This window comes from Pradoshia eiseniae (assembly GCF_002946355.1).
GTDB lineage: Bacteria > Bacillota > Bacilli > Bacillales > Pradoshiaceae > Pradoshia > Pradoshia eiseniae.
Window position 1 is genome coordinate 296,670 of the sequence record NZ_PKOZ01000003.1, and the last position, 20,682, is coordinate 317,351.

The following is a 20,682-nucleotide window of genomic DNA, read 5'->3' on the forward strand; positions in this document are numbered from 1 at the left end:
CCTAATCTAACTTTTCAAGAGATGCTATTGTCTCAATGAGTTGTTGCTGAACATGTTTATCAGATACTTCATCCGCTAAATTGCCTAACTTATTGAGTAAAAGGCTTCTTTGCTGCGCTTTTTCAAAAAGCAGCAGCTTCGCCTCATATTCTTCAAGCATCGCTTCTGTTCGTTTAATATTATCATAAACGGCCTGGCGGCTCACCTCATATTCATCAGCGATCTCACCTAGGGAATAATCGTCCAGATAATAAAGAGACATGTAACTTTTCTGCTTTGGTGTCAGCAATGATTGATAAAAGTCATATAGGTAATTCATACGCATTGTTTTCTCGAGCATTACTGACCCTCCAACTGTGTTAAGTGAAATACCTTTACAAAAATTTATTCTAAAGGGAAAATCAAAGAATGTCAAGAACCCTTCCTTAACAAAATGCTTGATTTATCAGCGTTTCATCCATCCTCATATCCCTCTAGATACTAAAAAGCCAGGATATTACCCCTAAGGCAATTCCTGGCTTGTCATTATAGACTTATTCCTCTGTTTTATCAACCATATCGGCGAATAAGCCATAAACAAATTGCTCTGAATCAAACTCTTGCAGATCATCCATCTGCTCGCCAAGACCGACGAATTTTACCGGTATCCCAAGCTCGTTGCGAATGGCAATGACAATTCCGCCTTTTGCCGTACCATCGAGCTTCGTTAAGACGATGCCGCTTACATCAGTCGCTTCCTTGAAGGTCTTCGTCTGCATGAGAGCGTTTTGGCCAGTCGTTGCATCAAGAACAAGCAAGACTTCATGCGGAGCTCCTGGAATCTCGCGTTCAATTACTTTCTTTACCTTCTCAAGCTCTTTCATCAGATTGACCTTGTTTTGAAGGCGGCCAGCCGTATCACAAAGCAGAATATCCGCTTTTCTTGATTTAGCGGCCTGCACGGCATCATACATAACGGCAGCTGGGTCAGAGCCGGCCCCTTGCTTGATGACTTCCACACCAACACGCTCTCCCCAAACCTCAAGCTGCTCAATCGCACCAGCACGGAAGGTATCTCCTGCTGCGAGCAGCACCTTCTTGCCCTCAGCCTTATATTTATGAGCGAGCTTGCCGATAGTGGTCGTTTTACCGACTCCATTTACACCGACAAAGAGCACGACTGTCAATGCATCCTCCTGGATGTTCATCTCAGCAGAGCTTTCCTCGCCAGATTCATAAATTTCAACGAGCTTTTCGGAGATTACGCTCTGTACCTCAGATGTGTCTTTGATATTGCGGCGCTTCACTTCGAATTTCAGTTTGTCGATTAGCTCCATAACTGTTTCTACGCCAATATCCGCTTGAATCATCACATCTTCGAGCTCTTCAAAGAAGTCCTCATCCACTTCTCTGTATCTGGCAACCAAATCATTCACTTTCTCCGAAAAAGAGTTACGTGTCTTGGTCAATCCTTGTTTAAACTTCTCGGTTGTTGTTGTCGTTTGCTCGCTGAACTTTTCTTTTAGCTTCTTAAAAAAACTCATAGTCTACCACCTTTATTTTGATTCAACCAATTCTTTCGTTTCTTCCAGCTTCACAGATACTAGCCTTGATACACCGGATTCCTGCATGGTCACGCCATAAAGAACATCCGCTTCCTCCATCGTTCCCTTACGATGAGTGATGACGATGAATTGAGTTTCTTTACTGAATTTCTTCAAATATTGGCTGAAGCGATACACATTAGCTTCATCCAGCGCTGCTTCCACTTCATCAAGGATGCAGAATGGCACCGGGCGCACGCGCAAGATAGCAAACAGCAAGGCTATTGCAGTCAACGCACGTTCTCCCCCTGAAAGCAGGCTTAAGTTTTGAAGCTTCTTGCCTGGCGGCTGGGCGATAATATCGACACCAGTATTCAAGATATCCGCCGGGTCTGTCAATTTCAGTTCTGCTCTTCCTCCGCCGAATAGTGACGGGAATACGAAGTTGAATTCCTTCTTAATTGCATTGAAGGTGATCTCAAAGCGGCGCTTCATTTCCTCATCCATCTCATCAATCACGTCAAAGAGGGTATCCTTCGCTTCCTTAAGGTCATCCCTTTGTGTGACAAGGAATTCATAACGCTCTGATACACGCTCATACTCATCAATTGCGCCAATGTTTACCGTGCCAAGCTCTTCGATGGCAAGACGGATTAATCTCACCTTCCGCTTAGCTTCCTCGGCTTCAATGGTCAGCGGATACTTTTCTTTCGCTGCCTCAAAGGTTAGCATATATTCTTCCCTCAGCATATCCAGGCGCGTGTCCATCTCTACATCAAGGCGATTTAGCTTGATTTCCTCATCGCGCAAGGTTTCTGACAATCCTTTATACTGACGGTTCCATTCCTTCAATATATGGTCGGCTTCGTCTATTTTAGCAGACAGCTCTTGTCTGCTAGCTTGCAATGCGGCTATCTTATGCACTGTCTCATCTTTTAGCTTCTGTTTCTCAGCAGCCATTTCAACGAGATTATTCTCACCTGTAGAGCTCGATGTCATTTCTCCATTTAGGAGAGCTAGGTCTTCCTCTGCATCTTTTACAGTTAATTCTAACGCTGCAATCTCAGCTGCTAAGCGCTCGACCTCATTTTGCTGGTGCTGGAGCTGCTCTGACTTGGATGCTAGGTGAATCTTTAGCTCATTGACCTCTTCATTCAGCTCTTCCTTATTTGATTGGTCTGTCTTTTTCTGCTCTGTGTACAGATTAATCTCACGGTCTATCTCTATAATAGAATGCTCAAGGCGGCTTAATTCCTGATTAAGCTCCTGAATTCGGGACTCACGATAGGTTTGTTCCTCATCCAGTGTAGACTTCTCCATATCATAGATGGTTAAGCGCTCATTGACATTGCGCTGTTCGTTTTGCCATTCACGTATTTGTCCCTTGATGGCTTCCTCGTTGACTCGGAGGGTTTCCCCTGCCTCCCGAAGGCGTACCAGCTGTTTTTCTGAGCTTGCCACATCGGTTTTTAAGGCTTTCACATGCGCCTCTAGCTTACTCGTTTGCTCTTCCATTTGTCCAAGCTTCTCTGTCAGCTCCTCTATTTCCCCTTTTCTTGAGAGGATTGAGGAACCTGACTGTCTGCTTGCTCCGCCTGTCATCGCTCCGCCCGGACTGACGACATCCCCTTCAAGCGTTACGAGTCTATAGCGGTACCCTGCCATTTTAGCTATCTCATTGGCACCGACGAGATCCCTGACAATGATGACATTCCCAAGTAAGCTCATCATGATCTCTTTATAACGAGAGTCATATTGAATCAGTTCAGCACCAACCCCGATAAAGGCTGGGTGGGAAGAAATCGATTGAATGGTTTGTTCAGGAATATACTTGCCCTTAATGGTCGATAAAGGCAGGAAGGTGGCTCTTCCAAGCCTATTTTTCTTAAGGAAGGTAATTGCGGTACGGGCATCGCTCTCCTGATCCATCACGATATTTTGCAGAGCACCTCCAAGGGCGGTCTCAATTGCCAGAGCATAATCCTTCGGCACTTGAATCAGTTCTGCCACAGCACCATGGACGCCTGGGAGCTCCTTATCCTTTGCCTTCAGGATTTCCTTTACGCCTTGGAAAAAACCAGAGTATTCATCCTCCATCTCTTCAAGCATTTCTTTTCTTGATTTTGCTTTTTGCAAATATTGATAGGCTTGGTAGAGAGTCTTCTCCTGCTTTTCATATTGATTCTTCAGGTTTTCGTGAGTACGCTCCGTTTCCCGGTAACGATGAACCTGATTCGTTAAATCCTGCTGGACAGCCTTTAATCTTGCTTCTGCCTCACTCAAACGGGCTGTTACACTTTCCCTAGCCTTGAGAAGCTTTTCATTATCATGATCTAGCTTCTCGTGCTTATTGGTTTGCTGCTCAAGCTGCTGTTTCAAGTAAATCAGCTCATGCTTAACGGTCGCTTGGCGATTTAAATACTCAATATAATCACTCTTAAGGGCTTCTATTTTCGCTTCCAGATCACCGGCGAAATTTTTCAAAATGCCTTGTTTCTGACTTAGTTCCCTCTTCAAAGCTTCCGTATCCTGCTTTAAGTGAGATAAAGCTTCTGATTTTTCATCTTTACTCGCTTTGAGGATGGATATCTTCTCTCTGGAAGCAGCCAGCGTTTTCTCCAGCTGGTTCTTATTCTGGCTCGCATTCTTCATCCGCTCTTTAAGAACCTGCTTACGGCCCTCTACCTTCTCAAGCTCCTCACTGACACTTAATAGGGCTGCCTGCAATTCTTGCAGCTTGGAATCGAGAACAACGAGCTTTTCACGATTCTTCTCTACTTCAGTTTCTTTGGCTGAAATGCGTGCATTGAAATCCGCCTCATTCGCTTGATGGCCTTCTAATTGCTTCTTCAGGGACGTCCATTTTCTATGAAGGTCTTCAACTTCATATACAAGAAGAGCTGCCTCGAATTCCTCAAGCTCCTCTTTCTTATGAAGGTAGTCTCGCGCAATTGAAGCCTGTATCTTTAATGGTTCTACCTGTCCTTCGAGCTCATGCAGAATATCCTGAACTCGATTGAGATTGGCTCTTGTCTCCTCAAGCTTGGCTTCTGCCTTCTTCTTCCGTGTCTTGTATTTCAAGACACCCGCTGCCTCTTCGAAGATTGTTCTTCTCTCTTCTGGCTTTGAGCTTAATATTTCTTCCACTTTACCTTGGCTTATAATCGAGAAAGCCTCTTTGCCAAGACCGGAATCCATGAAAAGATCAATAATATCCTTAAGCCTGCACGGCTGATTATTAATATAAAAGTCACTGTCACCGGAACGGGTCACCCTTCTTGTGACACTAACTTCATGAAAATCGATCGGAAGAAATTTGCTTTCGTTGTTTAAGGTTAATGTGACCTCTGCGAAGTTTAGCGGCTTCCTGGAATCACTCCCGGCAAAAATGATATCCTCCATCTTCGCTCCTCTTAGCGATTTGGCTGATTGCTCGCCAAGAACCCAGCGAATCGAATCAGTGATATTACTTTTTCCGCTTCCATTCGGACCCACTACAGCTGTCACGCCAGAAACAAACTCTACTGAAATACGTTCTGCAAACGATTTGAATCCTATTACATCCAATCGTTTCAGGAACAATTGATTATCTACTGTCATGGTCATCCAACTGCCTTTTTTTCTCAGGATTTGCTGCTCTTACGCAAATGAATTAACGCTTGCTGGGCAGCATGCTGTTCTGCTTCTTTTTTTGATTTGCCTTTCCCCGTGCCGAGATCTGTTCCGTTGAGCGAAACCTTCGCCACGAATTCCCGGTTATGAGCAGGACCCTTTTCTTGGAGGATTCTGTATTCTAGAATACCTACTCCATCCTTTTGAACCAATTCCTGCAATTGGCTCTTATAATCCATCACATGGGAAAAAGCACCATCATGAATTTTCGGATATACCCATTGCTGCAGGAACTTAATAACTGCGTCTAATCCTTGGTCAAGGTAAAGCGCACCGATAAATGCCTCGAATACATCAGCTAGCAGCGCAGGACGTTCCCTTCCGCCTGTCATCTCCTCGCCTTTTCCAAGTAAGATTAAGGGACCAAAGGAGAGCTCAGTCGCGAATTTTACCAATGAAGGCTCGCAAACGATGGCTGCTCGCAATTTCGTCAATTCCCCTTCACTCATGGTTTTGAAGTTTTTATAAAGGAATTGAGAGACAGTTAATTCTAGAACGGCATCACCTAAAAATTCTAGGCGCTCATTGTCTTCATATGGTTTTCGACGATGCTCATTCACATAAGATGAATGGGTGAATGCTTGTTTCAGCAGGGAAATATCGGAAAACGTGAAACCGATTCTTTCCTGAAACATTTTAAAATGACTATCTGAATATGTTTTTTTTCTATTTTTATGCATATTGTCCCCCCGATTAAATCTTCCCAAAAAAGATTCTCACATTAAGTATATATAAATCGATACATTTGGAAAAGGTACAAATTAGAATTTACTATTCTTAAAAAGGATATACAAAGTTATCCAATTCATCTTTGCCGATATTCATACGAAAAGCCCCGTCACATTACGGGGCTTAAAAATCGCTGATTAGCTTTGGCTCTTTATGTAGTTCACCGCGTCGCCAACTGTTGAAATCTTTTCAGCATCATCATCAGAGATTTCCATGCCGAATTCATCTTCAAGTTCCATCACCAATTCTACTACATCAAGTGAATCAGCGCCTAGATCATCTTTGAATGAAGATTCTAGTGTCACTTCAGCTTCTTCAACACCAAGGCGGTCTACGATTATTTTCGTTACTCTTTCTAATACTTCAGCCATAACTTCACCTCCCTTCAAGTTGTCCAATCTATTGTACATTTGTTGGCTTGCAGTTTCAATCCTTCCTTTATTGCATAACCATTCCGCCGTCCACATTAAGCGTCTGTCCGGTAATATATGAAGCATCATCAGAGGCAAGGAAACAAACAAGGCGGGCCACATCCTCAGGGGCACCAAACCTTCCAAGCGGGATTTGACCAAGCATTTCCCCAGCGACTCCTTCCGGCAGGGCTCCAGTCATATCCGTTTCAATGAAGCCCGGGGCAACGGCATTAACCGTGATTCCTCTTGGCGCAAGCTCGCGGGCGGTTGTTTTGGTCAGACCAATAACTCCTGCCTTTGCTGCTACATAATTGGCTTGACCGGCATTGCCTGCAAGTCCGACAACAGAGGCAATGTTGATAATGCGCCCGCTTCGCTGCTTCATCATCTGCCTTGTGACAGCCTTCGTGCCTAGAAAGACACCTTTTAAATTGGTATTGATGACAGCGTCCCAATCACTTTCCTTCATGCGCATCAATAATGTATCTCTAGTGATGCCTGCATTGTTAACCAGAATATCCAGCCGGCCGAATTCCTGAATAGTCTCTTGAACCATCTCAGCCACCCTTTTCGCATCTGCGACATCCCCTTGAATGGCAACAGCTTTGCCTCCAAGACCTTGGATTTCCTTGACAACCTCCGCAGCCCGATCGGCACTGCCGGCATAATTAACCGCTACATTTGCCCCTTCGCGTGCGAGTTCAAGTGCAATGGCCTTGCCAATCCCTCTTGAAGCTCCCGTAACGAGCGCCGTTTTCCCAGATAGCTTATCCATTTGCCACCTCTCCCTTCAATTGAGCGATAACTTCATCACAGGTCTCTAAATCTCTGATTGAGTATGTACGAACTTTACGGTTAATCTTCTTGATGAGACCGGATAAGACTGTTCCTGGTCCAAATTCTACAAATATGTCTGTGCCTTCACCGATCATGAATTCAATGGATTGCTGCCATCTGACCGGAGAATAGAGTTGATGAACAAGACTTGCTTTTATTTCGTTTAGTGCAACAGGCATTGCTGTATAATTAGCCACTACCGGTGAATGGGGCTCGGAAATTTGAATGCCATTAAGGGTTTCCTCAAGCTGACTGGCCGCAGGCTTCATGAGAGATGAATGGAAAGGGCCGCTGACAACAAGGGGCAGGCATCTCTTCGCTCCCCTTTCCTTGGCAAGTACTGAGGCAAGCCTTACTCCTTCTGACGTCCCGGATATAACAATCTGTCCTGGACTGTTGATATTGGCAAGCTGAACCGGGTGACCACTCTCGGTTATCGTACTGACAACATCGAGAAGCGCTGCCTCTTCTATTCCAAGGATGGCGCTCATCGCACCTTCCCCTGCTGGTACGGCTGCTTCCATGAAGAGCCCCCGTTGGCGGACAAGCTTTACGGCATCCTCAAACGAAAGGGCTCCCATAGCCGTATATGCGGTATATTCACCTAAGCTATGACCAGCAGCAAAATCCGGTGCCATGCCTCCTCTTTCGAGAAAGGTTTTATAGAGCGCCATGCTAGTTGTTAACAAAGCCGGCTGAGCATTTTGCGTAAGAGTCAGTGTCTCCTGTTCTCCCTTGAAGATTAGATTTGTGAAGCCATGCTCTAAACATTCATTTGCTTTCTCAAATAAGGACCGTGCTGAACCCACTTGTTCATAGACATCCTGTCCCATTCCAATGACCTGTGAACCTTGACCCGGAAAAACAAAAGCAAGTTTTGTCATCATATCCCCCTTATGCTTGGTTGATTGCCTCGTGAATCGTGTCAGTCACGCGATGCTCCACCATGATTCTAGCCTGGCGAATGGCATTATAAAATGCATTCGCATCAGATGAACCATGCGCCTTGATGACCGGCGCTTTCAAGCCGAACAGACCAGCTCCGCCGTATTCGGAATAATCCAATTGGCTTTTTAGTTCCTTCAAGGCCGGTTTAAGCACGGCCGCTGCCAGCTTGCTCTTCAAATCTGCCGTCATGGCCTCCTTCATCATTTTGAAAAGAGCCCCTGCTGTTCCCTCTGTCGTTTTCAAGACCATATTGCCTGTAAACCCATCGGTTACGACAACATCTGCTACTCCGTTTAGCAATTCACGCGCTTCCACATTGCCAATGAAATTAAAGTCAGCCTCTTTTAGCAGGTCAAAGGCTGCCTTTGCCAATTCATTGCCCTTCTTTTCCTCTGTCCCGATGTTCAATAACCCAACTCGCGGCTTTTCAATATTGCGTACCTTTTCTGCATAGACAGAACCCATCAGACCATATTGATATAGGTGCTCCGGCTTGGCATCCGCATTGGCGCCAACATCGAGAAGGACAAAGCCTTTTCCGTCAACAGTAGGCAAAGTCGGACTTAAAGCAGGACGGTCAATCCCTTTTATTCTTCCGACAACAAACAATCCCGCTGCCATCAGAGCACCTGTATTGCCGGCAGAGATGCAAGCGTCCGCTTTATTGTCTTTAACACTTTGCGCCGCAAGTACCATCGACGCATTTTTCTTTCTTCTCACTGCTCTTACCGGCTCATCTTCACCGGTAATTACTTCATCTGTATGTATAATTGTCATTCGTTCAGTCACGGTTTGATATTTCTTGATTTCAGCTTCATTGCCGATTAGCAAGATTTCTAAATCCGGGAACGCCTGTAAGGCTTTTTCCGCTCCCTTTACCGATTCCTTCGGTCCGTGATCTCCACCCATAGCGTCCAATGCAATAATCATGTCCATTCATCCTTTTTCATCGTAGTTGCTCTATACATATTAAACTCGCCCTTAAAGACGAGGCTTGTACCAACATAGCTGCGGACGGCTACCTGCGACCGCCCCTTTTCTTTATCTACATCCATCACTCGTGCTTTCGCAATGACACGGTCACCTTCATGCACCGGCTGCGTAAATTGAATATTTGCCTTGGCGGTCAATGCTAATTCATCATTGGTCACTGCCACGGCTAGAGAATTGGCCTGTGCAAATAAATGATGACCCCGTGCGATGCCATTTCGTTTGAACACATGCTCCCTGCGGATATCAAGCAAGGAAATGGCGCTTCGATCCATTTCAATATCGATGATCTCACCGATAATTTCATCAACCGGCAACGATTTAATGTCATCAGTCATCTTCTTTTCCGCCATCGTCTTTATTCTCTCCCTCAGTTCGGGAATTGATAATTCGAGGCGGTCCAATCGAATGGTCTGGATGCTGACCTCAAGCTTATCAGCCAATTCCTCATCCGTAATAAAAGGATTTGTCTCTATCATGTCAGTTAGCAAGACTTGCCTGTCTTTTTTATTACGTTTCAAGATGGTTCACCTTCCGATTAGTTTATGACTAGGTACTAATAGTAGTATATAATCTAAAAAAACAGATTGCAAGAGTAACCTAATACTCCAGCGCAATCTGTTCCATTAGTCTAACTTTTCTCCTTCAAGAATGCCAGATGCATTCAAGTAATCTCGCAAATGAGCAAATTCCTCTGATTCCCAGAACTCACGAGAATTCACCAATTCATCTGCGTCCTTGCGCGCTGTTTCAAGCGCCCTGTAATCATGGACCATATCGGCCATCTTAAACTCAGGGAGACCGCTTTGCTTGCTGCCGAAAAAGTCTCCGGGACCACGAAGCTCAAGGTCCTTCTCGCTCAAAACGAAGCCGTCTGAGGTCTCGCACATCGCGGTTAAACGCTCTATCCCTACTTCTGTTTTCGGATCTGCGATTAAGATGCAATAGGATTGTTCAGCACCGCGCCCGACCCGGCCCCGAAGCTGGTGCAGCTGTGATAACCCGAACCTTTCCGCGTCATAGATGACCATGACACTTGCATTCGGCACATTTACACCAACTTCAACGACCGTAGTGGAAACAAGGATTTGAATGTCATTTTTCCCAAATCCTCGCATCACCTCATCCTTCTCATCGGCAGAAAGCTTGCCATGCATGAGGCCGACCGTATATTTCGGCGTGAAATATTGGGTCATCGCCGTATGAACATCAAGCACATTTTGAAGATCAAGCTTCTCGGATTCCTCAATCAACGGACAGATGACATAGGCTTGCCGTCCTTTCGCCAATTCCTTCTCCATGAATTGAAGAATGCGGTTTAGCATTGAATGCTTTGCCCAGTATGTCTCGATTGCTTTCCTGCCCGATGGGAGCTGGTCGATGATGGATACGTCCATCTCTCCAAAAGCGGTAATCGCTAGCGTACGGGGAATTGGCGTCGCTGTCATGAACAATACATCCGGGCTTTCGCCTTTATCACGAAGAATGCGGCGCTGGCTTACCCCAAATCTGTGCTGCTCATCCGTGATGACAAGACCCAAATCTTTAAAGTTAACATCCTTTTGGATTAAAGCATGTGTCCCTATCAGAACATCAATTTCACCGACGGCCAATAATTCCATCATTTCCTTCCGCCTTTTCCCTTTCACGCTTGATGTGAGCAGGGCGACCTTCACGCCGAACGGTGTCAGCAAATCATAAAGCGAGTTGGCATGCTGCTCTGCTAATATCTCTGTTGGTACCATTAAGGCTCCCTGACTCCCAGCCGTGACGGCTGCATATAAAAGAATGGCCGCAACGACCGTTTTCCCGGAGCCGACATCTCCTTGCAGAAGGCGGTTCATTCGATATGGTGACCTCATATCGGCGAGAATTTCATTCACGACTTTCTTCTGGGCATCTGTCAGTTCAAACGGCAAAGAGGAGATGAAATCCTTTACCTTCCCGTTATCAAAGGCATGTGCCTTGCCGTTCGAGCTTTCCCTGTTAATCTTTCTAAGGGCTTGCATTTTCAGCTGGAATAATAAAAACTCCTCGTATACAAAGCGGCGATGGGCTTGTTTCACTTCCAGGCTGTCTTTTGGGAAATGCAAATATCTCATAGCAATGTTTCTAGGAGGAAGCTTATATTGGGTCAAATAGCGCTCCGGCAGAATTTCAAGTATATCCGTATAGTAATCCGTATATGCCTGCTTAATCCATTTGCGGAGCATTTTAACCGACAAATCCCCTCTTGTATGGTAGACAGGCTCAAATTCATGGGTGCGCGCAACCGCGTTCAGTTTGTATTCCGAAGCAGTCAGCGTGAGCCTGTTCTTATCCCATTTACCAGTGACCGTGATAACTTCATTCAATGCCAATTTATTCTTAATATACGGCTGATTGAAGAACAGGACGGTAATCAGGTGACGGCCTGTCAAAAGCTTAAACGTAAGTCTTGATTTCTTTCGCCCGAAGTAGGATAGATTAGGCGCAGATTGAATGGTTCCTTCGATGGTGATTCTCTCATCATGGGCTGCTTCAACGATGTCCTTGACGCGATAGTCTTCATACCGGTACGGAAAATAATTCAGCAGATCGTCGATCGTATGAATTCCGACAGATTCCAAAAGAATCCTTGATTCGGCACCCACACCCTTTAATTCATCAACTGAAAGTTGAGCTAGCGGATTCATTTCTTTTCCAAAGAGATCCCGAATATTTTCGCTTCAAGCTCTCTTGCGGTCGGTGTTGCAGCCAATCCGCCTTGAGCCGTTTCCCTGAGGGCAACCGGCATTGTTTGACCAATTTTATACATCGCATCAATCACTTCATCGCAAGGAATGCGGCTTTTAATGCCAGCCAGAGCCATATCAGCTGCCACCATCGCATTGGCAGCTCCCATCGCATTTCGCTTCACGCAAGGAACCTCTACTAGCCCCGCTACCGGGTCACATACAAGACCAAGCATATTTTTGAGAGTGATGGCCATCGCTTCCGCACATTGAGACGGAGTGCCTCCTGCCATTTCCACTATCGCTGCCGCAGCCATTCCAGAAGCAGAACCCACTTCAGCTTGGCATCCTCCGGCAGCTCCTGAGATGGAAGCGTTATTGGCAACGACAAAGCCGAATGCCCCTGATGTGAACAGGAATTCAATCATTTCCTGTCTGGAGGGATTTAATTTTTCCTTAACGGCAAATAGTGTGCCTGGGACCACACCTGCAGACCCCGCTGTCGGTGTTGCACATATCGTTCCCATGGCAGCATTCACTTCATTCGTTGCCACCGCTTTGCTTACGCCATCCAGCAGGACTTCACCAGACAGGCTCTTGCCTTTCTTAATGTACTCCTGAAGCAGTACAGCATCCCCGCCAGTTAATCCTGAGTGGGACTTCACGCCTTTCAGTCCTCTTTCAATTGCTTCTTCCATGACAGTTAGGTTACGGTCCATGAATTGGATCACTTCCTCGCGCGTTCTTCCTGTCACTTCCATTTCCTGCTGTATCATTACTTCAGCTATTTTCACTTGTCTCGTTTCAGCCAATTCCACAAGTTCGGCAACATTGCGAAACATGATACTACCTCCTCTTACCTATTCATTAATCAGCAATTTTCGTTACTCTTGTAACATGAGCAAGCTGAGAGATTTCATCCAATATATCCTGACCAATATTTTGATCTACTTCAATCGTCATGAGGGCTGTGCTTCCAACCTCTTTTCTTGACACTTCCATATGACCAATATTAATCTGATGGGATGCCAAGACATTAGACACACTGGCAATGGCGCCAAATTTATCATCATGGACAACTAGTATGGCTGGATGATGGCCGGAAAGACGCAGCTCAAATCCGTTTAACTCGAGAATTTCTATCTTTCCACCACCAATAGAGATCCCAACAAGCTCCATTTCCCCTTCACTGTCACCCATTCGGATTCTTGCTGTATTAGGATGGTCCACAACAGCGTCTTCTTCAATGAATGTCACTTTCAGATTCTCTTTTTTGGCAATATCAAGCGCTTCGGGCAAGCGGGTGTCAGAGGTGTCAAAATCAAGTAATCCGGCAATAATGGCGACATCTGTTCCATGACCTTTATAGGTTTTAGCAAATGATCCATATAGAGAAACAATCGCCCAGTCAGGCTTGCGATTAAACAAACTGCGGGCGACTCTTCCAATCCGGGCTGCTCCAGCAGTATGGGAGCTGGATGGACCGATCATAACGGGACCAATGATATCAAAGACACTTTTATATTTCATTTGTGTATCCTCTCCTTCAGAAATATCCGTACATACTGAAATAGAAGGGGAATCCCCCTTCTATTCTGTTTTCCACCGTATGCTTTTTTATTCAGCAGCAAAAATATAGGAATATAGCGGTTGTTTACCGTTATGGACCTCAACCTCAAGATCTGGATATTCCTCACTGCAATATTCAACTAGGGCATCAACTTCCTGCTCTGAAGTTTCTTCCCCATATAGGATAGTCAAGATTTCAGCATCATCGAGCATAGAGCTTAGGACTTCCTTCGCTGCCTCGACTCTATCTTTGTTTTTCACTTTGATTTTGCCATCAATTAGACCCATGTAATCGTCTTTTTCGATTTCCAGGCCTTCGATGCTTGTGTCACGGACGGCAAATGTAATCTGTCCAGTCACAACATTTTGAAGCGCTTCGCTCATTAATTCCTCATTCTCTTCCGCAGTTGCAGATGGATTGAAGGAAAGGAGAGCCGTCAATCCTTGAGGGATTGTTTTGCTCGGAATCACTGTGACAGCTTTTTCGCTCACATCAGAGGCTTGGTTAGCTGCCATGATGATATTCTTGTTATTTGGAAGGATGTATACATGGTCTGCGTTAATGGATTCAACCGCTTTTACGATATCCTCAGTAGACGGGTTCATTGTTTGACCGCCTTCAATCACAACGTCAGTACCAATGCTTCGGAACAGGTCCGCGATTCCTTCGCCCATTGCAATCGCAACGACACCGAATGGTTTCTTTTCCGTTGAAACCGGCGCAGCATGTTCACGCAATTGGTTATCTGTTTCATTTAAGATTGTCGAATGCTGCTCGCGCATATTTTCGATTTTAATCTTGATTAAGCTGCCATATCTTTGTCCGTAATTTAAGCAATTACCCGGATTTTCAGCATGTATATGCACCTTTACGATGTCATCGTCAGAAATGACTAACAAAGAGTCGCCATATTCACTAAGATCTTGGCGGAATTGCTCTTCATTAAATGGATTCTCAGCAACTTTTTCAGGCTCAAAGCGAACCATGAACTCTGTGCAGTAGCCAAACTCGATATCTTCTGTTTTCATATGACCTTGTACACTCATATGGTGTTCAGCATTCACAAGCTCGTCCATTTTCGGCTTGCTTTCCGGCGTTTCAGGCAATTTCTCACCCTTTAATTCTGCCAGGAATCCTTCATATACGAATACAAGCCCTTGACCGCCGCTATCAACCACTCCGACTTCCTTAAGAACCGGCAATAGGTCAGGCGTACGTTTCAAGGATGCTTTCGCTTCAGCAAGCACAGCTTCCATGACTGCTGTAATGCTTTCTTCCGTCTCAGCAGCTGCCACACCAGCCTTAGCAGCATCCTTTGCTACTGTAAGGATTGTTCCCTCAACCGGCTTCATAACAGCCTTATAGGCTGTTTCTACGCCTGCTTCGAAGGCTTGCGCAAACTCTTTGCTGCTGATGGCAGATTTCGCTTCAATGTTCTTCGCGAATCCGCGGAATAATTGGGATAGGATAACACCTGAGTTCCCGCGTGCACCCATAAGAAGGCCCTTCGCAAGGGAAGATCCTACTTTTCCGATATGGCCTTGCACATTATTTCTAACTTCATTCGCGCCAGAGGTCATTGACAAATTCATATTCGTCCCTGTATCTCCATCCGGTACTGGGAATACATTCAACGCATCTACATATTTTGCGTTGGCAGAAAGCCTGTTTGCCCCCTGTATGACCATTTCGGCGAATCTTTTGCCGTCAATAGATGTTATAACCACTAAAATTTCCTCCTTAAATTACGGATTCGTCACACGAACCCCTTGAACAAAAATATTAACAGATTCAACCGAAAGGCCTACAGTTTGATTCAACGTATATTTCACTTTAGATTGTACGTTGTGAGCAATCTCTGAGATTTTTGTTCCATAGCTGACGATGATATACATATCGATATGTATTTCATCCTCTTCTTGTCTGACCACTACTCCTTTAGAGAAGTTTTCTTTACGAAGAATTTCGCTTAGTCCGTCTTTTATTTGGTTCTTTGATGCCATTCCTACTATACCGTAGCAATCAACCGCTGCGCCGCCGGCAATAATGGCAACTACATCATTCGAAATATCTATTTGTCCGAATTTGGTGCTCATTTCAATGGACATACTAATTCCCCCTTTTAGGTTAACCATAGCTAAAGCCATTTTACTATAATCACTTTTGAATGGAAAGTCTTTATCTCCAATACCAATTCTTCACCTATACCAATTAATCAAAGTTGAAATCTTATGTCAAGGTTTTTTTCTTGAAAGACAGTTCCAATTGTATTGCAATCTATCAAGAGGTGTGTTAAATTATTAAGGTATCTTTTGAAGAGACCGACTAAAAGAACTCATTAACATACGCACGTAAGGAGGGAATTTGGCTATGGCACGCAAATGTGTTATCACTGGTAGAAAAACATCTTCCGGAAACCACCGTTCTCACGCTATGAACGCTAACAAACGTACATGGAAAGCGAACGTTCAAAAAGTACGTATTCTTGTAAACGGAAAACCGAAAAAAGTATACGTTTCTGCAAGAGCGCTTAAATCTGGCAAAGTTGAACGCGTTTAATCAAGCGAAACTAAAGCATCCTGTCTAGGCAGGATGCTTTTTCATTTTTCCCATATTCACCAGATTAACCCGACGGTTGGCTAATTTTTTTGAAATTAGCCGTCCTCCGCCCAAAACAAAAGACACTCTGGGAGCGAGCAGAGTGCCTGGTAGCATGTATGAAGATACAAGTATGGCAGGCGAAGAAGACCTGCCAATTCTTTATCCCTTTTTGAATGCTCCTAACATTGCCTTGACAATCCCGCCTAAAAAGCGGGGCAATTTTATCGTGTAAAATTTCATACTGTCCCTCCTCAATGCTAGCCTGAAACTGACTCTCTCCTGATTCCCAACCTGCATTAATGGCTTATCTATAAATGCTATTAGCCTATCTAGAGTATATTAATCTCTGCTTCTTATCATCATTAATATGCCGGAGGAAAACGAAAAAGTACCGGTATCAGAATTTAATTCATTGCTGATTGACAGCGTCCTTCCTCTCTTTAAGATGTCATTTTCCAAGGGATAAAGAAAGCCGGTGAGCGTAACGCCAGTGATTTCTTCACTGATTGGTATGAAGGATATATAACGTTTTTCCTGTTCATGAACCGTATAGCTGCCGGGATAGAAAAAGGAAATCTCATTTTGTCTATCCTCGAGCTTTGCCTTCACAGGCTGCCGCAAATGGTCATCGCTTGCAAGGAGCATGATATTGCCAAGAGCATGATCCATTCTTCCCCCCGTTGCTCCATAAATGGTTATCCGATCAGGCTTTTGATCATAAGCCCAACCAAGAGAATGCTCAAGGTCCGTTTCATTCTTTTCAGGCGGATACATATATACTTCCTTTGCTGAATGCCTGATAAAGCGAAGCTCCTCATCAGTAACTGAATCAAAATCACCAAAGGCCGCCTCCATTTTAATCCCTTTTTCAGCGAGCACTAAGGCACCCCTGTCCGCTCCGCACCAGAGTACATCATCATGCTCAGCCGAGATTTTCTTTAAATCCGGAAGGTACTCCTCGGGTCCTCCGGCAACAATCCTAATATCCACACTCATTCCACCCTTCTAAAGAAAAAGGATTATCCGCCTTAAGCCGGAAGGCTCAGGCTGGATAACCCTTTCATTGCCGGCTTTATGATTAGCTGTCACAAAGCCCTGCTACCCTATCTCTCATCCGCGAATATCGGCTATCGCCTGCTTCCGGTCTTCCTTATTATAGATGGCTGAACCTGCAACCAACACAGTTGCTCCCCGTTCAACGCAAAGCCTAGCCGTTTCTGGATTAACACCCCCATCAATCTCAATATCGATGGATAAACCTTTCTCATCAATCATATTCCGCACTTTTTCAATCTTATCGAGCACAGACGGAATAAAGGCTTGACCGCCGAAACCAGGATTCACTGTCATCAAGAGAACTAAATCAAGATCTTCGAGCACATAATCAAGCACGGATGGCGGTGTTGCTGGATTAAGCACCACACCAGCCTTAACACCAAATGACTTAATTAACTGAATCGTTCTGTGCAAATGCGTGCATGCCTCTGCATGGACGGTGATGTAATCAGCACCAGCTTTCGCAAATGCTTCAATATATTGGTCAGGATTTTCAATCATCAAATGGACATCAAGAGTCAGCTTAGTAATCGGCCGGACCGCTTCGACAATTAACGGCCCAATCGTGATATTGGGAACAAAATGGCCATCCATTACATCGATATGGATCCAATCCGCTCCTCCGCGTTCAACATCCTTAATCTCACTGCCCAATTTTGAAAAGTCAGCTGATAAAATCGATGGTGCAATCTTTACCATACATCAATACCTCGGCTTTCTGTCTTTGATTTCTTCGAGGAACTGCAAATAATGATCATATCGATATGATTCAATAGCTCCCGAGCTAACAGCTTCCTTTACCGCACATTTTGGTTCCTTCACATGCATGCATCCCCTAAACTTGCATTCTGAGCTGTTCTCGCGCATCTCAGGGAAGCAATCACTGAGCTCAACAGCTTCTAGCTCAGTAAATTCGAGTGAACTGAAACCAGGCGTATCAGCAATCAGACCATCTCCGATACTGATCAGCTCGACATGTCGTGTCGTATGTTTTCCCCTGCCAAGATGGGAGGAAATCTCACTTGTTTTTAAATTCAATTCAGGGTCAAGCGCATTCAATAATGAAGATTTTCCAACACCAGACTGACCGGCAAAAACAGATGTCTTTCCGCTGATGAACGGCATCAGGTCCGTTATGCCTGTCTCTTCAATGGAGGAAGTGAGGACTACCTCATAACCAATTTTCCGGTAATGCTCTGCATATTCTTCTATCCGGGATAATCCGGATGTATCCAAGAGGTCTACTTTACTGATGCAAATAACCGGTGCAATCTCCTTTGATTCAACAAGCACGAGAAAACGGTCAAGCAACCCAGTACTAAAATCCGGCTCAACGGCAGAAAAAACGAGGATAGCTTGGTCCACATTTGCAATTGGAGGACGGACTAGTTCATTTTTTCGTTCCTTGATTTCCATGATATACCCATCAGTCGGGTTTTCAGCCTGGAAGTCGACCATATCCCCCACCAGAGGGGATACCTTCTGCTTCCGGAATACGCCGCGCCCCCTGCATTGGATGACTTGGTCTCCATCCATCACATAATAAAATCCGCTTAACGCTTTAATGATTTTGCCTACAGGCATATATTCACTCCTTCATTCAATCATTTTCCGAATAGTTAATGACACCTTCGTCAAACACACTATTATCTTTGATGATTTTATACCCTGCCCGTCCATTATGAGGAACCCTGAAACGCAAGGTTTTCTTGACAGTTTCCGTTATTTCAAAGGTTTCAACTGGCTCTGTCATCGTATTGTCGAGATCTTCAATCAAAATCGTTACTGTCTGCGGTGCCCCTTCAAGTTCTTCGTCATATGTGATCGTCACTTCCTTCGTTTCCTCTTTCGGCGGTATTTCCTCCGCTCCTTTTGAGAGAACGACATTCACTTCAGATCCTACCTCAAGGGCCGTCCCTGCAGCAGGCGATTGAGAGATAACCTGTCCGGCAGGAACGCTATCACTATACTGTTCCTCTCCAAACGTGATTTTCAAACCTGTATCAGCGGCATAATCATCCAGAGCCTTTTTCGTATAGTCGGTTAAATCCTTTAAGTTCACCTTAGCTGGCCCATTAGACACTGTCAGCGTCAGAACGGTTTCAGATGGAATAACGCTCTCCCCGTCTCTTGGCTCCTGATCAAGAACAGTCCCAATGTCTGAATTATCATTGACTTTATTGATGACTATATCCTTATATCCAAAGTTTTCGAGCAGGTTTGCAATATCCTCATAATCACGGCCAACATAGTTCAGTACTTCAACCTTCTTTTTCCCAATGCTGTAGTACACATCGATAGCAGAACCTTCTTTAACAGTTCTTCCTGCTTCAGGCTTTGTTTTGATGACATTGCCTTCTTCAATCTCGTCATCCTCTTTTTCAATGACCTCGCCTATCTCAAGTCCAGCAGCACTGATGCTTGCAAGAGCCATGTCCAATTGGTTATCCGAAACATCCGGTACTTCCACATCCTTAGCCGCTAGGATTCCCGGCAGAATCAATAATGCTGCTACAGCCAAGACGATTAAAACGCCGAAGATAATAGCGGTAAGCTTCACCCAGCTTCGTTTCTTCTTTGGTGTCTTTGCTTTATCTGCTTTCTTATTCTTTTTCTGCTTTTTAGCCTTCTTGTTCTTCCCGCTATGGTTTTTCTTAGAGGAGGCCGTGGTCGGGACGGTATCCTCCTGTTCAGCAATAACCTTAGTGTCATCATGATTCTGAAATAATTCATCATTCGTGATAATCGGAATTGCCTTTGTGACATCATCATCCTCTGGTATCACGAATTTACTTTCATTCAGCCGATCCGGCTCAAGCGCAGTACTTATATCCAGCGCCATTTCTTCCACGCTTGCATAGCGGTGAAAAGGATCCTTAGCGGTCGCTTTCAAAACGATATTCTCAACGCTTTGGGGAATGGCCGGATTCCAGCGTTTCGGTGAAGGCGTATCTGACTGTAAATGCTTCAGAGCAATGGAAACCGCCGATTCTCCCGAAAACGGAAGCCTTCCTGTCAGCAGCTCAAACATCACGATGCCGAGAGAATAAATGTCAGACTTTTTGTTTGCCATCCCTCCCCTTGCTTGTTCAGGGGATAAATAATGAACAGACCCAAGCACTGAGTTTGTTTGGGTGATGGATGTCGCACTTAATGCCGTCGCTATACCAAAGTCCGTTATTTTCACATTATCCTCATGATCGATTAAGACATTATGAGGCTTGATATCCCTATGTACAATATGATTTTGGTGGGCAAGAGCTAGAGCAGAGGTGATTTGAGTCATGATATCGAGAACTTTTTCAACAGGTATCGGAGAAAAAGCTTGGATATATTGCTTAAGCGTCATGCCGTCCACATATTCCATCACGATATAATAGATGCCATCCTCTTCCCCTACATCATATATGCTGACAATGTTCTGATGGGTCAGACTTGTTGCCGATTGTGCTTCCCGGTGGAACCGTTTAATGAATTCATCATCATTGGAAAAATCCATCCGGAGAATCTTCACTGCCACATCACGGTCAAGAATCATGTCTCTCGCCAGATATACATTTGCCATGCCGCCTCCGCCAATCATGCGGATGATCTTATAGCGGCCGCTGATTCTTTTCCCTATCAACATT

The 20,682-nt window shown here is 44.8% G+C and carries 20 protein-coding genes; 1 reads left to right on the forward strand and 19 read right to left on the reverse strand.

Going from position 1 to position 20,682, the window contains the following annotated elements:
- Window position 1: 1 nt before the first annotated feature.
- The 14 genes from CYL18_RS08385 to CYL18_RS08450 form a co-directional block, all read right to left on the reverse strand.
- A complete protein-coding gene (locus CYL18_RS08385; protein WP_104849034.1) occupies window positions 2–340 on the reverse strand; it encodes a putative DNA-binding protein in 339 nt (112 codons plus the stop codon).
- A gap of 193 nt (window positions 341–533) precedes the next feature.
- Window positions 534–1,523 (reverse strand): signal recognition particle-docking protein FtsY, encoded by a 990-nt coding sequence (ftsY, locus tag CYL18_RS08390; protein WP_104849035.1) that lies wholly within the window; start codon window positions 1,521–1,523, stop codon window positions 534–536.
- Between the two features lie 12 nt (window positions 1,524–1,535).
- Window positions 1,536–5,105 (reverse strand): chromosome segregation protein SMC, encoded by a 3,570-nt coding sequence (gene smc / locus CYL18_RS08395; RefSeq protein WP_104849082.1) that lies wholly within the window; start codon window positions 5,103–5,105, stop codon window positions 1,536–1,538.
- Between the two features lie 41 nt (window positions 5,106–5,146).
- Window positions 5,147–5,875, reverse strand: coding sequence for a ribonuclease III (gene rnc, locus CYL18_RS08400; RefSeq protein ID WP_104849036.1), 729 nt, complete (start codon window positions 5,873–5,875; stop codon window positions 5,147–5,149).
- Window positions 5,876–6,061: 186 nt separating this feature from the next.
- On the reverse strand, window positions 6,062–6,295 hold the full coding sequence (locus CYL18_RS08405) for an acyl carrier protein (RefSeq protein ID WP_104849037.1): 234 nt from the start codon (window positions 6,293–6,295) through the stop codon (window positions 6,062–6,064).
- Between the two features lie 67 nt (window positions 6,296–6,362).
- Complete coding sequence (fabG, locus tag CYL18_RS08410; protein WP_104849038.1) at window positions 6,363–7,112, reverse strand: 3-oxoacyl-[acyl-carrier-protein] reductase; 750 nt, start codon at window positions 7,110–7,112, stop codon at window positions 6,363–6,365.
- A complete protein-coding gene (fabD, locus tag CYL18_RS08415; protein WP_104849039.1) occupies window positions 7,105–8,058 on the reverse strand; it encodes an ACP S-malonyltransferase in 954 nt (317 codons plus the stop codon). The genes fabG and fabD overlap by 8 nt, the downstream gene beginning before the upstream one ends.
- Before the next feature lie 10 nt (window positions 8,059–8,068).
- Window positions 8,069–9,052: a phosphate acyltransferase PlsX gene (plsX, locus tag CYL18_RS08420; protein WP_104849040.1), complete on the reverse strand. Its 984-nt coding sequence runs from the start codon at window positions 9,050–9,052 to the stop codon at window positions 8,069–8,071.
- Window positions 9,049–9,633 carry a transcription factor FapR gene (gene fapR, locus CYL18_RS08425; RefSeq protein WP_104849041.1) on the reverse strand — a complete coding sequence of 195 codons (585 nt, stop codon included), beginning with the start codon at window positions 9,631–9,633 and terminating at the stop codon, window positions 9,049–9,051. Before fapR ends, plsX begins: the two co-directional genes overlap by 4 nt.
- A gap of 105 nt (window positions 9,634–9,738) precedes the next feature.
- Complete coding sequence (recG, locus tag CYL18_RS08430) at window positions 9,739–11,787, reverse strand: ATP-dependent DNA helicase RecG (protein WP_104849042.1); 2,049 nt, start codon at window positions 11,785–11,787, stop codon at window positions 9,739–9,741.
- The gene (gene sdaAA, locus CYL18_RS08435; protein ID WP_104849043.1) at window positions 11,784–12,668 is read right to left on the reverse strand and encodes an L-serine ammonia-lyase, iron-sulfur-dependent, subunit alpha; all 885 of its coding nucleotides are present in this window, start codon (window positions 12,666–12,668) and stop codon (window positions 11,784–11,786) included. The genes recG and sdaAA overlap by 4 nt, the downstream gene beginning before the upstream one ends.
- A gap of 25 nt (window positions 12,669–12,693) precedes the next feature.
- Window positions 12,694–13,356 (reverse strand): L-serine ammonia-lyase, iron-sulfur-dependent subunit beta, encoded by a 663-nt coding sequence (sdaAB, locus tag CYL18_RS08440; RefSeq protein WP_104849044.1) that lies wholly within the window; start codon window positions 13,354–13,356, stop codon window positions 12,694–12,696.
- A gap of 87 nt (window positions 13,357–13,443) precedes the next feature.
- Window positions 13,444–15,123: a DAK2 domain-containing protein gene (locus CYL18_RS08445; protein ID WP_201741256.1), complete on the reverse strand. Its 1,680-nt coding sequence runs from the start codon at window positions 15,121–15,123 to the stop codon at window positions 13,444–13,446.
- Window positions 15,124–15,141: 18 nt separating this feature from the next.
- Window positions 15,142–15,504, reverse strand: coding sequence for an Asp23/Gls24 family envelope stress response protein (locus CYL18_RS08450; protein WP_049671463.1), 363 nt, complete (start codon window positions 15,502–15,504; stop codon window positions 15,142–15,144).
- Window positions 15,505–15,766: 262 nt separating this feature from the next.
- Here CYL18_RS08450 and rpmB point away from each other — a divergent pair, with 262 nt between their 5' ends.
- Window positions 15,767–15,955 carry a 50S ribosomal protein L28 gene (rpmB, locus tag CYL18_RS08455; protein WP_104849045.1) on the forward strand — a complete coding sequence of 63 codons (189 nt, stop codon included), beginning with the start codon at window positions 15,767–15,769 and terminating at the stop codon, window positions 15,953–15,955.
- Window positions 15,956–16,156: 201 nt separating this feature from the next.
- Here the strand turns inward: rpmB and spoVM are convergent, their stop codons facing one another.
- The 5 genes from spoVM to pknB all read right to left on the reverse strand — a co-directional run bounded on the left by spoVM (window position 16,157) and on the right by pknB (window position 20,681).
- Entirely contained in the window at window positions 16,157–16,237 is an 81-nt protein-coding gene (gene spoVM, locus CYL18_RS08460; RefSeq protein ID WP_049671465.1) for a stage V sporulation protein SpoVM, read from the reverse strand.
- Window positions 16,238–16,336: 99 nt separating this feature from the next.
- On the reverse strand, window positions 16,337–16,993 hold the full coding sequence (locus CYL18_RS08465) for a thiamine diphosphokinase (protein WP_104849046.1): 657 nt from the start codon (window positions 16,991–16,993) through the stop codon (window positions 16,337–16,339).
- 114 nt (window positions 16,994–17,107) lie between these two features.
- Window positions 17,108–17,752, reverse strand: coding sequence for a ribulose-phosphate 3-epimerase (rpe, locus tag CYL18_RS08470; RefSeq protein WP_104849047.1), 645 nt, complete (start codon window positions 17,750–17,752; stop codon window positions 17,108–17,110).
- Window positions 17,753–17,755: 3 nt separating this feature from the next.
- Window positions 17,756–18,637: a ribosome small subunit-dependent GTPase A gene (rsgA, locus tag CYL18_RS08475; protein ID WP_104849048.1), complete on the reverse strand. Its 882-nt coding sequence runs from the start codon at window positions 18,635–18,637 to the stop codon at window positions 17,756–17,758.
- A 16-nt stretch (window positions 18,638–18,653) separates the two neighbouring features.
- Window positions 18,654–20,681 carry a Stk1 family PASTA domain-containing Ser/Thr kinase gene (gene pknB / locus CYL18_RS08480; protein WP_104849049.1) on the reverse strand — a complete coding sequence of 676 codons (2,028 nt, stop codon included), beginning with the start codon at window positions 20,679–20,681 and terminating at the stop codon, window positions 18,654–18,656.
- Window position 20,682 lies beyond the last annotated feature (1 nt).

Coding starts and splice junctions, on each gene's coding strand:
- CYL18_RS08405 (WP_104849037.1), bottom strand. CDS start 6,295: ATGGCTGAAGTATTAGAAAGAGTAACGAAAATAATCGTAGACCGCCTT.
- sdaAA (WP_104849043.1), bottom strand. CDS start 12,668: ATGTTTCGCAATGTTGCCGAACTTGTGGAATTGGCTGAAACGAGACAA.
- CYL18_RS08465 (WP_104849046.1), bottom strand. CDS start 16,993: ATGAGTGTGGATATTAGGATTGTTGCCGGAGGACCCGAGGAGTACCTT.
- pknB (WP_104849049.1), bottom strand. CDS start 20,681: ATGTTGATAGGGAAAAGAATCAGCGGCCGCTATAAGATCATCCGCATG.
- rpe (WP_104849047.1), bottom strand. CDS start 17,752: ATGGTAAAGATTGCACCATCGATTTTATCAGCTGACTTTTCAAAATTG.
- fabD (WP_104849039.1), bottom strand. CDS start 8,058: ATGACAAAACTTGCTTTTGTTTTTCCGGGTCAAGGTTCACAGGTCATT.
- CYL18_RS08450 (WP_049671463.1), bottom strand. CDS start 15,504: ATGTCCATTGAAATGAGCACCAAATTCGGACAAATAGATATTTCGAAT.
- spoVM (WP_049671465.1), bottom strand. CDS start 16,237: ATGAAATTTTACACGATAAAATTGCCCCGCTTTTTAGGCGGGATTGTC.
- rpmB (WP_104849045.1), top strand. CDS start 15,767: ATGGCACGCAAATGTGTTATCACTGGTAGAAAAACATCTTCCGGAAAC.
- rsgA (WP_104849048.1), bottom strand. CDS start 18,637: ATGCCTGTAGGCAAAATCATTAAAGCGTTAAGCGGATTTTATTATGTG.
- ftsY (WP_104849035.1), bottom strand. CDS start 1,523: ATGAGTTTTTTTAAGAAGCTAAAAGAAAAGTTCAGCGAGCAAACGACA.
- CYL18_RS08385 (WP_104849034.1), bottom strand. CDS start 340: ATGCTCGAGAAAACAATGCGTATGAATTACCTATATGACTTTTATCAA.
- recG (WP_104849042.1), bottom strand. CDS start 11,787: ATGAATCCGCTAGCTCAACTTTCAGTTGATGAATTAAAGGGTGTGGGT.
- fabG (WP_104849038.1), bottom strand. CDS start 7,112: ATGGATAAGCTATCTGGGAAAACGGCGCTCGTTACGGGAGCTTCAAGA.
- sdaAB (WP_104849044.1), bottom strand. CDS start 13,356: ATGAAATATAAAAGTGTCTTTGATATCATTGGTCCCGTTATGATCGGT.
- plsX (WP_104849040.1), bottom strand. CDS start 9,052: ATGATTATTGCATTGGACGCTATGGGTGGAGATCACGGACCGAAGGAA.
- rnc (WP_104849036.1), bottom strand. CDS start 5,875: ATGCATAAAAATAGAAAAAAAACATATTCAGATAGTCATTTTAAAATG.